Below are 12,113 nucleotides of genomic sequence, written 5' to 3'. Positions count from 1 at the left end.
TTAATCGTCTGTTGCGAAAGGCTTATTCCGCCGCAACCGCCTGCTTGAGATAGGCCAGCAGGGTTTCCGGGCTCGACTCGCCATAGGGGTCGTCCGGGCAGTTGTCCATCAGGCCGGGCTCTTCGAACCAGGCTTCGACCACACCGTTGTTGACGATGGCCGCATAGCGCCAGGAGCGCACGCCAAAGCCGAGATTGTCCTTGTTCACGAGCATGCCCATCTTGCGGGTGAACTCGCCCGAACCGTCGGGGATCACCTTGACGTTCTCGATGCCCTGCGCCTTGGCCCACTGGTTCATGACAAAGCTGTCATTGACCGAGAGACAGTAGATCTCGTCGATGCCCTGCGCCTTGAACTCCTCGAAATTGTTCTCGAAGCCCGGAAGCTGGTAGGTCGAGCAAGTCGGGGTGAAGGCACCGGGCAGCGAGAACAGAATCACGCGCTTGCCGGAAAAGTAATCCGCCGTGGTCATGTCCTGCCAGCGGAACGGGTTCGGGCCGCCCACGCTTTCGTCGCGCACGCGGGTGCGGAAAGTGACGTCGGGCAGCTTTACATTCGTCTTCATGAGTTCTGGCTCCTTTTGAAAACACAGTCCTTTTTGCCCGGCTTCGCGCCGGACCCTCCTCCCGACACATACGCGGGACGAAGCCGCCGCTTCGCCCGAACGTGCTGCGCTTTTCGAACGTCCGGCGGGAAATGTCGAGTCGAACGCCCATCTTTCACAACCGGAAAATCTTTCGCTGATTGAGACCGCTGAAACCCGCGGCAGCGGCGGTTTCAGCCAGGCCGCCGGGACCGCCGGATCAGGCGCAGAAGGGGCCGAAACGCCCTGCCCGGCAAGAGTTTGCCTTTTCTCCCGGCCCGGCAGGCAATCGGACGCCGGACAGCCGCCGCGCAGGCCCGTGACCGGCGCTTTCAGCGTCGGCGAATCGCGGTTTCGTGCGGTCGGGGCGACCTCCCCGACACACTGACCGAACAAGGGACGGTTCAGCGCCGCTCGGCGGCGCTCGCGGCCCAGTCGTCGAGGATCTCTCCGAGCGCCGTCCAGTCGGTATAGTCCCTGTCGCGTCCGGGATCGACCTCCTGACGATGCTGCGACGCGATCCAGCGCATCGCCCAGCTCTTGAAGAAATCATATTCGGAAAAGCGGAACGCCCCGGCCACCTGCTCGGTCCGCGACGGCTCCCAACCAAAGCCCTCCGCCGCCTCCCGGGCGATTTCGCGCAGCTCCTCCAGCTCGCCCGGATCCTTGCCGGCGGCGGCGAGCGAGACTTGCAGATAGAGCGTCGGCATCTTGGCCAGCGCCCCCGCGTGCTCCCTCGCGGCAGCAATCAGCGCCGGCTGGATCTTTCCGATATGCACCGAGCCCGCCAGCAGCGCGGCATCGAAGCGCCCGGCATCAAGCCCCTCGGCATCTTCCGCATTGAGCAGTTCGACGCTATGGCCCTCCGACACCAGACGATCGGCGGCGAAACGGCAGATCTTGCGGGTCTGCCCTTCGGTGGTGGCATAAAGAACGAGTACGCGCATCGTTGCCTCCCTCTGCAAAAACGCAGTCAGGGTAGCGCGGATATGCGGAAGACGCCTTGCGTCAGAGCAAGGTGCGGCAAAGGATCAGGCGGAAATCCGCTGCGGCGTGCGCTTGCTCGCGGCCCAGGCGCGCACCGCCTCGCCAAACGCCTCGAAGAGCGGGCGCGAGACCGGGTCGTTGGCCGCGTCCCATTCCGGATGCCACTGCACCGATAGCGTGAAGCCCGGCGCGCCCTTGACCACAAGCGCCTCCGGCGTGCCGTCGGGGGCAAAGCCCTCGATCTCGATCCGGGCACCGGGGCGCTTGATCCCCTGCCCGTGCAGCGTGTTGGTCATCACCTCCGGCGCGCCGAAAAGCTTGTGAAACACCCCGCCCTCGCTCAGCGTCACCTTGTGGCGCAAGGCGAATTTCTCCTCGATGGTGCCGTCGGGCGGCATGCGGTGATTCATGCGGCCCGGCAGATCGCGGATCTCGGGGTAAAGCGTGCCGCCCATGGCGACGTTGACCTCCTGAAAGCCCCGGCAGATGCCGAGGAAAGGCTGCCCGCGCTCGACGCAGGCGCGCACCAGCGGCAGCACGATGGCGTCGCGGGCCCGGTCGAAAGCGCCATGTGCCTCGGTCGCCTCCTCGCCATATTCCTCCGGGTGCACATTCGGCCGCCCGCCGGTGAGCAGGAAGCCGTCGCAGACCTCCATCAACTCCTCGACGCTGACAAAACGCGGATCGGCGGCAATCAGCAGCGGCAGACAGTCCGAGACGCAGGCCACGGCTTCGGTGTTCATCTCGCCGCCCGCATGCGCCGGGTAACTGTCGTTGATCAGATGGTGATTGCCGATGATACCGACGACCGGGCGGGCCATGGAAACCTCATTTCTCTGCTACTGCACTGAAACATAGTGCATCGCCCGCCCCGCTGAAAGACCGCTCAGACCTCTGCGACCAGCCCCGCGGCCTCGACGCCTGCTTTCGCGGCAGCCGCGTCATTGTCGGAGCTGTCGCCGGTCACGCCGAGCGCGCCGAGAACGCGGCCCTTGGAATCCTTGACCAAAACGCCGCCCGGCACGGGAATCAGCTGCCCGCCAAAGGCGCCGTTGGCGGCGGCGATGAAATAGGCCTGTGCTTCAGCGCGCGCCATCTGTGCGCTGCCCGGCATGCCCAGCATCACGGCCCCATAGGCCTTGCCATGGGCGATCTGGAACCGGCCCGGGCTGGCGCCGTCCTGCCGTTCGAAGGCGATGATATTGCCGCCCGCATCCAGCACCACCACCGAGAGCGGGTTGAGCCCCAGCTCCTTGCCTCGTTCCAGCGTCTTGCGGATCATCACCCGCGCCCGGCTCAGCGAAATCCCGGCCATCTCAATCTCCCTTCGCGTCTTCTCTTTGCAAATACGCATTTCGCGCGGGCCGCAGGCCCGCGCCCCCGGCGACGCGGCTTTGCCGCGGCGCCATTCCTAGAGCACCCCTCCGGGGTGACCCTCAAGCACTCCTGCGGAGTGACGCGGCAAAGCCGCGGCGCAAATCCTCAACCGGCCTTCAGCTCCAGCCGGCGCCTGTGCAGCACCGGCTCGGTATAGCCCGAGGGCTGCACCCGGCCCTCGAAGACCAGGTCGCAGGCCGCCTTGAAGGCCACCCCGTCAAAGCCCGGTGCCATCGGCATATAGGCGGCATCGCCCGCGTTCTGCCGGTCCACCACGGCGGCCATCTTCTTCATCGCCGCCATGACCTCGCCCTCGGAAACCACGCCGTGATGCAGCCAGTTCGCCAGATGCTGCGACGAGATCCGGCAGGTCGCGCGGTCCTCCATCAGCCCGACATCGTGGATATCCGGCACCTTGGAGCAGCCGACGCCCTGATCGACCCAGCGCACCACATAGCCCAGGATGCCCTGCGCGTTGTTCTCGATCTCCTCGCGGATCTCGTCGTCGGACCAGTTGGCGCCCGTGGCCACCGGGAAGGTCAGCAGATCCTCCAGCGTGCCGCGCGGCCCGCCGGCGGCGATCTCGGCCTGACGCGCCAGCACATCCACCGCATGGTAATGCAGCGCGTGCAGCGTGGCGGCGGTGGGCGACGGCACCCAGGCGCAGTTGGCGCCCGATTGCGGGTGACCGATCTTGGCTTTCAGCATATCGGCCATCAGATCCGGCATCGCCCACATGCCCTTGCCGATCTGAGCCTTGCCGCGCAGCCCGCAGGCCAGACCGATATCGACATTGCGGTCCTCGTAGGAGGCGATCCAGGCGGTGCCCTTCATATCGCCCTTGCGGATCATCGGCCCGGCTTCCATCGAGGTATGCATCTCGTCGCCGGTGCGGTCGAGGAAGCCGGTGTTGATGAAGGCCACCCGATGCTTCGCCGCGCGGATGCATTCCTTGAGGTTCACCGAGGTGCGGCGCTCCTCGTCCATGATGCCGAGCTTGACGGTGTATTGCGGCAAGCCAAGCGCGTCCTCGACAAAGGAAAAGATCTCGTCGGCAAACGCCACCTCTTCCGGCCCGTGCATCTTGGGCTTGACCACATAGACCGAGCCCTTGGTGGAGTTGCGCGGGCCCCCGGTCTTGTCGACATCGCGCTTGGCAATGAGCGTGGTGACCATCGCGTCCATGAGACCTTCATAGATCTCCGAGCCGTCTTCCAGCAGGATTGCCGGGTTGGTCATCAGGTGGCCGACATTGCGCACCAGCATCAGCGCACGGCCCTTCAGCACCAGCTCCGAGCCGTCGGGCGCGGTATAGCTCCGGTCGGCATGCAGGGTGCGGGTGACCGGTTTGCCGCCCTTCTCGAACGTATCGGCGAGATCGCCCGCCATCAGCCCCAGCCAGTTGCCATAGGCAAGCGCCTTGTCCTCGCCATCGACGCAGGCGACCGAATCCTCGCAATCCATGATCGCCGAGACCGCCGCCTCCATCAGCACATCCGCCAGCCCCGCCGGATCGGTCTTGCCGATGAAATGATCCCGGTCGATCACCAGCTCCACATGCAGGCCGTTATTGCGCAGCAGCACCGCCTCGGGCGCCTCGGCAGACCCGCGATAGCCCGCGAATTGCGCCGGGCTCTCCAGCGGCTTGCCGGAGACCCGCAGCGTGCCGCCGACCACCGAATAGCCGTCCGCGCCGGCATGGCTGCCGCCCGCGACCGGGAAAGTCTCGTCGAGAAACGCCTTGGCGGTGGCCACCACCTGCGCCGCGCGATCCATGTCGAAACCGCCGCCCGAGGGCAGCGAGCCCATGGCATCGGTGCCGTAATAGGCGTCGTAAAGCGAGCCCCAGCGGGCATTGGCGGCGTTCAGCGCATAGCGGGCATTGGTGATCGGCACCACCAGCTGCGGCCCGGGCACCGAGGCGAATTCGGGATCGGTATTGGCGGTCTCGATCTGGAAATCCGGGCCTTCGGGGACGATATAGCCGATCTCTTCGAGAAAGGCACGGTAGGCGGCGGCGTCATGCGGCTGGCCCTTATGCGCCAGATGCCAGGCGTCGATCTTTTCCTGAATCTCCTCGCGCTTTTGCAGCAGCGCGGCATTGCGCGGGCCGAAGCCATGCGCCAGCTCCGACAGCTTTTCCCAGAACAGCGCCGGTTCCACACCGCTGCCGGTCAGCGCTTTCTCTTCGAGGAATTCGAACAGAACAGGGTCGATCTGCAAACCGTTGCGGGTGATGCGGTCGGTCATGGCAAGCCTCCAGGCGGATTCGGGTATCCCTTTCACCTACGTAAGTTTCCTATCGGAAACAAGCCCGGTCATATTACTTGACCAATTCCCCGCTCGCGCCCAAATTTTTTGGCAAAAAATTTGCCCCCGGCTCAGGCCGCGTCGCGTTCCGCCTGCTGACGCGCCCAGAGCTGCGCATAGCGCCCGCCGCGCGCCAGAAGCGCCTCATGCGTGCCCTGCTCGACCACCTCGCCCTTTTCCAGCACCACGATGCGGTCGGCATCGGCGATGGTCGAGAGCCTGTGCGCGATGGTGATCACCGTACGGCCTTCGCCGGCGCGTTTCAGCGCGGTCTGGATCTCCGCCTCCGTCTCGGTGTCGAGCGCCGAGGTCGCCTCGTCGAGCAGCAGGATCGGCGGGTTCTTGAGCAGGGTGCGGGCGATGCCCACCCGCTGCTTCTCGCCGCCCGACAGTTTCAGACCGCGCTCGCCCACCTGGGTGTCGTAACCCTCGGGCAGGCTTTCGATGAAGGCGTGGATCTGCGCCGCCTGTGCCGCCGCGACGATCTCGGCCTCCGACGCGCCGTCGCGGCCATAGGCGATATTGTAGCGGATCGTGTCGTTGAAGAGCACCGTGTCCTGCGGCACCACGCCGATGGCGGCATGCAGGCTTTGCTGCGTGACCTCGCGCAGATCCTGCCCGTCGATGCGGATCGCGCCGCCCTGCACGTCGTAGAAACGGAAGAGCAGCCGCCCGATGGTGGATTTCCCCGAGCCCGACGGCCCGACCAGCGCTACGTTATGCCCGGCGCCGACGCGCAGCGACACGCCCTTGAGGATCGGCCGCTCCTCATCGTAGCCAAAGGCCACATGGTCGAATTCCACAACCCCGCCGGTCACCTGGATGGGCTGTGCGCCGGGCGTGTCGGTGACGTCCTGCTTCTGGTCGAGCAGCTCGAACATCTGGCCCATATCCACGAGGCTCTGGCGGATCTCGCGATAGACCGTGCCGAGGAAGTTCAGCGGCATGGTGATCTGGATCATATAGGCGTTGACCATGACGAAATCGCCCACGGTCAGGTCGCCCGCCTGCACCCCCAGCGCCGCCATCACCATGACGATCACCAGCCCCGAGGTGATCAGCAGGGACTGGCCGAAATTCAGCATGGCGAGCGAGGTGCTGGTCTTGACCGCCGCCGCTTCGTAGCCGCGCATGGCGGCATCGTAGCGCGCCGCCTCGCGGGTCTCGGCGCCGAAATATTTCACCGTCTCGAAATTCAGCAGGCTGTCGATCGCCTTCTGGTTGGCGTCGGTGTCCTGCTCGTTCATCGTGCGGCGCAGGCGCACGCGCCATTCGGTGACCTTGAAGGTGAACCAGACATAGAGCGCGATGGTCACCGCCACCACCGCCAGATACCAGACGTCGAAGAGCACGAAGAGCACCCCCGCCACCAGCAAAAGCTCGATGATCAGCGGGCCGACGCTGAAGAGCAGGAAGCGCAGCAGGAACTCCACCCCCTTCACCCCGCGCTCGATGATACGCGACAGCCCGCCGGTCTTGCGGGTGATGTGGTAGCGCAGGCTCAACCGGTGGATGTGAGTGAAGGTCTCGAGCGCCAGCCGCCGCAGCGCGCGCTGCCCGACCCGGGCAAAGACCGCATCGCGCAGTTGCTGAAAGCCGACATTCATCAGCCGCGCCAGCCCGTAGGCCACCGTCAGCCCCACCGCGCCGAGCATCAGGTCGGGCACGTCGCCCGAGAGGCTGTCGACGGCGCGCTTGTAGAGGATCGGCGTGCCCACGGCGATCAGCTTGGCAAGCAGCAGGAAGCCCAGCGCGATCACCACCCGGCGCTTCACCCAGGTCTGGCCCTCGGGCCAGAGATAGGGACCGACCCGGCGGATTGTGCGCCAGCCCGAGCGGCGTTCCTCGCGGGCGATCTCGGCTGTGCTGTCGGTGGGCATGGCGATCCTCGTGGCTGGGCTCGGCTGTCCCATACCCCTGTCGGGCGGCAGGTGCCAGAGCATGGCCGGGTCCCGTCCGGGGCACGGCTGCCCCGAAGGCGCACCCGGAACGGCGGGAGCGAGGGAGTATTTGCCGGAAAGATGAAAGCCCGGGGTCAGTCCGGCATGTCGAAGACCTGCCCGGGATAGATCAGGTCGGGATCGCGGATCTGGTCGCGATTGGCCTCGAAGAGCTTCACATAGGCCATGCCCTCGCCATAGCGGTCGCGGGCCAGTGCCCAGAGCGTGTGGCCGGGCTGCACGGTCACCGCCCGCAGCGGCGCGGCACCGGGATCGGCGGCGTCGCTGGCGGCGGCGAGCCGTTCGGGATCCTCGCGCAGGAAGGGGCTTTCGGCGCGGGCGCTGACCTCGCCCGCGGCGTCGATCTGGTCGACCCGCAGCGTATAGGTGCCGCTCTCGACCTGTGGCAGCGCGGCGCGCCAGCGACCGCTCTCGGGCACCCGCGCGGTGGCGACGGAGCGGTTGTCGAGATAGATGCGCAGCTCGGACTCGGCGCTGCCCCGGCCCGACAGCGTCACCCCGCCGGCATTGTCATAGGTGATGGCGTCGATCGCCACCTCGCCCGGCGCGGTGGGCGCGGAGGGTTGCAGCACCTCCACCCCTTCGGCGCTGGAGAGCAGCACGGCGGCGGTGCCGGTCTCCGCGGCGGCATCGGTCTCGGGTGCCTCCGCATCGGGCGCGGTCTCCATCGGTGGCGGAGCATCGGCGACGACATCCGACGCGCCGGCGGCGGGCGGCGGCGCGGGCGGCGCCAGGATCACCTCCCCTTCGGATTCGATCTCCTGCCCCTGCCAGACCATCCTGAGACGCAGCACGCGCGGCTCGGGCGAGGACGGCAGATCGAGGAACTGCGCGAAACGCCCGCTGGCATCGGCAGGCGCCGAGGGCTGCGCCGCGCCGTCCAGCACCACGGTGACCTCGGCGCCGGGCGCGGCGCTGCCGGCGATCAGCGTCTGGCCGCCGGGATCGGCGCGCACCAGATCGAAGCGCGGCGGTACGGGGGCGAGCTGCGGTGCGGGCGCATCGGTGCCGGGCTGCGCCACGGTTTCGACGGCGGCGGTTTCCGCCGGTGCCGCGGGAGACGGATCGGCCTCGGGCGCGGCGGGGGTGGGAGCGCTCTCCGCCGTTTCCGGCGCGGGCTCGGGCGGCGCGACGGGGACCGTCGCCGGGCCGATCACCCCGCCGAGATAGAGCGCGGCGGTCAGCGCCACGGCGCCCAGAATTCCCCAGCCCAGAAGCTTTGTGTCCATCTCGTCCCTTATGTCCCCGGCGCGCCGCAATGCAGCGCGGTTGAGAACCTATAGCAATCCCGCTATCACCGGTCAAAACGGCAAATTGGAATCTCCCGCGCCATGACCCCCAAATCCGTCTGTGTCTATTGCGGCTCCCGTCCGGGCCGCTCTGCCGCCTATGCAGGCGCCGCCGAATCGCTGGGGCACGCGCTTGCCGCTGAAAACTGGCGGCTGGTCTATGGCGCCGGCGATGTCGGCCTGATGGGCATCGTCGCGCGGGCGGCGCAGGCGGGCGGCGGCGAGACCTTCGGCGTGATCCCCACGCACCTGCTGCAACGCGAGGTCGGCAAGACCGATCTCACCCGCTTTGTCGTCACCGAGACCATGCATGAGCGCAAGAAGGTCATGGTGATGAATGCCGATGCCATCGTGGTGATGCCCGGCGGTGCCGGCAGCCTCGACGAGTTCTTCGAAGTGCTGACCTGGCGCCAGCTCGGCCTGCATGACAAGCCCATCGTGCTGCTCGATTCCGAAGGCTTCTGGGGCCCGCTCAAGGCGCTGCTGCACCATATCGCCGATGAGGGCTTTGCCGATGCCTCGCTGCTCGATTTCGTGCAGAGCGCCGAGACCGCCGAAGGCGTGATGGAGATCCTGCGCCGGGCCCTCGGCTGAGCCCGGGCGCGGCGCTCAGTCCGTCGCCAGCAGCGTATTGCCCGTCAGTTCCTGGCTGAACGGCACCGGCAGCGGGTCGCGGCCCAGCCGGGCGCGATAGACCGGCAGGCTCTCGGTGACGCGCATCACGTAGTTGCGGGTCTCGTTGAAGGGGATCATCTCGATCCAGTCCACCACGTCGATCTCGCCCTTTCGCGGGTCGCCGAACTGCTCCATCCAGCGGATCGGACGCGACGGCCCGGCATTGTAGCCCGCCGCCATCATCACCGCATTGCCGTCGAAGCGCCGCGCGAGGCTCGCGAGATAGGCCGAGCCCAGCCGCGCGTTATAGGCGGGATCTTCGGTCAGCCCGTCGTGGGAATAGGCGATATTGAGCCAGCCCGAGACCTCCTTGGCGGTGCCCGGCATGAGCTGCATAAGCCCGCGCGCGCCGGCGCCGGAGACGACAGTCGGATCGAACTCGGATTCGCGCCGCGCGATGGCCAGCACCATCTCTTTCGGCACCGGAAACTCGGTTTTCAAGATATCGGGGTGCAGCGCGTAATAGGGTTTCGGCAGCTCGATGCCGTAGCGCGCGGCGCGCTTGCCCAGCATCACCTGCACATGCGGACGACCCATCTCGGCGAGCATGTCCCCCATCTGGCCGATCTGCTGGCGGTCGAGCCCCTCCGCCAGATGCGTCAGGAAGCGCTCTCCGAGGCTCAGCTCGCCCGAGGCCAGCAGCAGGATCGCCGCCTTGTAGACGCTCGACTGGGTAAAGGGCGCCTCGCGCCAGTCGGGAAACTCCTCGGTGCCCGAGAGGCCGGGATCGGCGGGCAGACCGGCCTTTTCGGCGGCCAGCAGCCCGTAGAAGGAGGTCTGCCAGCGCGCGCCCTGCTTGTAGGCGGTCATCGCGCCCTCGCTGTCGCCCATCGCCTCCAGCGCCCGGCCCGTCCAGTAGCCGGCACGGCCCAGCGAGATCGGCGTGTCGACCTCTTCGCCATGGCCGCGGAAATGCGCCAGCGCGGTTTGCGGATCGTCGAGGAAGCGCAGCGCCAGATAGCCCGAGAGCCATTCCAGCGCGGCAAAATTTGCGCCCTCGCTGAGATGGTGGCTGGAGGCGACGCGATAGGCCTCGCGATAGTTTCCCTCCAGCATCAGCGCATGAGCGAGATCGTCGCGACGCCCGGCCCAGGCCCAGGGCTCGCCCAAGGTCTCGGCGCTCTGCGAATGCGCCAGCAGCAGCGCGACCGCATCCGCGTCGCGGCCCTTGCGCACCCGCCAGAGAAAGCGCTCATAGGCGAGCCCGGGATGATCCTTGAGCGCATCGGGCACCGCCTCGATGCGGGCATCGACCCCGGCCTCCATGTCCCGGAGCGCGATTCGCGCCTCCGCCAGCGTCTGCCAGCCCTCGCTCACCAGCGGGATCATGGCGCGGGCGTTGGATTCCCAACCCTTCCACAGCGCCATGTCGAGCCGCGCCTCGTGATGCGGCTCTAGCAGCGTGCCCCATTGAGACAGAAAGCTCTGACGCTCCTCGGACGACAGCGGCAGGGTGCGCCAGGCCATCACCACCTCGGCTTCGGCGGCGCCGGTCTCGCCCTCGGCCCGATAGGCGCGCGCCAGTGCCAGCGCCCCGGCGCCGGTCTGCGGACGGTAGCCTTGGAAAAACGCGCGCACGATGCCGGCGTCGCCGGATTCCGAGATCGCAATCTCGCTCTTTTCGCGCAGATAGGGCATGCCCGGCCAGTCGGGATTGCGGGCGATGAAATCCATGATCTGGCCGGGGTCGCCCCGGCTCGACCGCAGGTAATGCCACAGGATCACGTCGAGCGCCGCCTGACCGTCGCCGCGCGAATCGATCAGGGCGGCGGCCCAGTTGCCGCCGCGCATGGCATGCATGGCCTGTGCCAGCGGCCTGTCCTGCTGGGCGCTGGCCGGTAAGGTCGTGACGATCAGGAGGAGAAGGGCGCAGAGGCGCGACATGAGCTTGCAATTTCCGATCTGAAAAGGAATAGACGCGTGCCAGAGGATACCGTGCCGCCGGAACGCGTCCAATTCACATTCCCGGCAGGTTGCGGTGTTCCGCCTGAGATAGAAACAGAAGCAAAGGAGCGTGTCATGTTGAAAGGGTCAATGCCTGCCCTGGTCACGCCGTTCAAGGACGGCGCAGTGGATTTCGACACGCTCAAACGTCTGGTCGACTGGCATGTGGAACAGGGCAGCCACGGGCTGGTGCCGGTGGGCACCACGGGCGAAAGCCCCACCCTCACCCATACCGAGCACGAGGCGGTGATCGCCTGCGTGGTCGCCGCCGCCGGCGGCCGCGTGCCGGTGATCGCGGGCGCCGGGTCGAACAATACCGACGAGGCGATCCGCTTTGTGCAGTTCGCCGAGAAGGTCGGCGCCGATGTGGCGCTGGTGGTGACGCCCTATTACAACAAGCCGACCCAGGCCGGCATGATCGCGCATTTCACCGCGCTGCACGACTGCGCCGAGATCCCGATCGTGATCTACAACATTCCCGGTCGCTCGGCGGTGGACATGACCCCCGCCACCATGGGCGAGCTGGCGAAGCTGCCGCGCATCATCGGCGTCAAGGACGCCACCGGCGATCTGGCGCGGGTCTGTGCGCAGCGCATCACCTGCGGACCGGAGTTCATCCAGCTCTCGGGCGAGGACGCGACCGCGCACGGGTTCAACGCCCAGGGCGGCACCGGCTGCATCTCGGTCACCGCTAATGTCGCGCCGAAGCTCTGCTCGGAGCTTCAGGAGGCGACGCTGGCCGGAGATTACGGCAAGGCGCTGACCCTTCAGGACCGGCTGATGCCGCTGCATCAGGCGATCTTTGCCGAGCCGGGGCTCTGCGGTGCGAAATACGCCATGGCGCGGCTTGGGCTGTGCAGCGAAGAGATGCGCCTGCCGCTGCTGCCGGTCACCAAACCGACCCGCGCGCGGCTCGACGATGCGCTGCGCCATGCCGGCCTGCTGAACTGAGGCAGCGCCGCCCCGTTCGCGGGGCGGCCTCCCCTG

The 12,113-nt window shown here is 67.1% G+C and carries 10 protein-coding genes; 2 read left to right on the top strand and 8 right to left on the bottom strand.

Annotation, left to right across the window (positions count from 1 at the left end):
• Positions 1-22: 22 nt before the first annotated feature.
• The 7 genes from Ga0080574_RS18185 to Ga0080574_RS18155 all read right to left on the bottom strand — a co-directional run bounded on the left by Ga0080574_RS18185 (position 23) and on the right by Ga0080574_RS18155 (position 8,447).
• On the bottom strand, positions 23-565 hold the full coding sequence (locus tag Ga0080574_RS18185) for a peroxiredoxin (protein WP_076702982.1): 543 nt from the start codon (positions 563-565) through the stop codon (positions 23-25).
• A 422-nt stretch (positions 566-987) separates the two neighbouring features.
• Positions 988-1,530: a flavodoxin domain-containing protein gene (locus Ga0080574_RS18180; RefSeq protein WP_076702980.1), complete on the bottom strand. Its 543-nt coding sequence runs from the start codon at positions 1,528-1,530 to the stop codon at positions 988-990.
• Between the two features lie 84 nt (positions 1,531-1,614).
• Positions 1,615-2,391 carry a gamma-glutamyl-gamma-aminobutyrate hydrolase family protein gene (locus Ga0080574_RS18175; protein WP_076702978.1) on the bottom strand — a complete coding sequence of 259 codons (777 nt, stop codon included), beginning with the start codon at positions 2,389-2,391 and terminating at the stop codon, positions 1,615-1,617.
• 65 nt (positions 2,392-2,456) lie between these two features.
• Complete coding sequence (locus Ga0080574_RS18170) at positions 2,457-2,885, bottom strand: GlcG/HbpS family heme-binding protein (RefSeq protein WP_076702976.1); 429 nt, start codon at positions 2,883-2,885, stop codon at positions 2,457-2,459.
• A 167-nt stretch (positions 2,886-3,052) separates the two neighbouring features.
• Complete coding sequence (locus Ga0080574_RS18165) at positions 3,053-5,197, bottom strand: malate synthase G (RefSeq protein WP_076702974.1); 2,145 nt, start codon at positions 5,195-5,197, stop codon at positions 3,053-3,055.
• A gap of 131 nt (positions 5,198-5,328) precedes the next feature.
• Complete coding sequence (locus Ga0080574_RS18160; protein WP_076702972.1) at positions 5,329-7,137, bottom strand: ABCB family ABC transporter ATP-binding protein/permease; 1,809 nt, start codon at positions 7,135-7,137, stop codon at positions 5,329-5,331.
• Positions 7,138-7,292: 155 nt separating this feature from the next.
• Positions 7,293-8,447: a LysM peptidoglycan-binding domain-containing protein gene (locus tag Ga0080574_RS18155; RefSeq protein WP_076702970.1), complete on the bottom strand. Its 1,155-nt coding sequence runs from the start codon at positions 8,445-8,447 to the stop codon at positions 7,293-7,295.
• A 102-nt stretch (positions 8,448-8,549) separates the two neighbouring features.
• Between Ga0080574_RS18155 and Ga0080574_RS18150 the strand changes: the two genes are divergently transcribed.
• Positions 8,550-9,101, top strand: a complete 552-nt coding sequence (locus Ga0080574_RS18150; protein WP_076702968.1) for an LOG family protein — start codon at positions 8,550-8,552, stop codon at positions 9,099-9,101.
• A 15-nt stretch (positions 9,102-9,116) separates the two neighbouring features.
• On the opposite strand, the gene Ga0080574_RS18145 is transcribed toward Ga0080574_RS18150, so the two are convergent.
• The gene (locus Ga0080574_RS18145; protein ID WP_076702966.1) at positions 9,117-11,066 is read right to left on the bottom strand and encodes a lytic transglycosylase domain-containing protein; all 1,950 of its coding nucleotides are present in this window, start codon (positions 11,064-11,066) and stop codon (positions 9,117-9,119) included.
• A 135-nt stretch (positions 11,067-11,201) separates the two neighbouring features.
• Here Ga0080574_RS18145 and dapA point away from each other — a divergent pair, with 135 nt between their 5' ends.
• The gene (gene dapA, locus Ga0080574_RS18140) at positions 11,202-12,077 is read left to right on the top strand and encodes a 4-hydroxy-tetrahydrodipicolinate synthase (RefSeq protein ID WP_076702964.1); all 876 of its coding nucleotides are present in this window, start codon (positions 11,202-11,204) and stop codon (positions 12,075-12,077) included.
• The last annotated feature ends 36 nt before the right edge of the window (positions 12,078-12,113 follow it).

Source organism: Salipiger abyssi (genome assembly GCF_001975705.1).
GTDB classification, from domain to species: domain Bacteria; phylum Pseudomonadota; class Alphaproteobacteria; order Rhodobacterales; family Rhodobacteraceae; genus Salipiger; species Salipiger abyssi.
The sequence above is the reverse complement of the archived record's forward strand: the minus strand, read 5'-3'. Positions and strand labels throughout refer to the sequence as shown.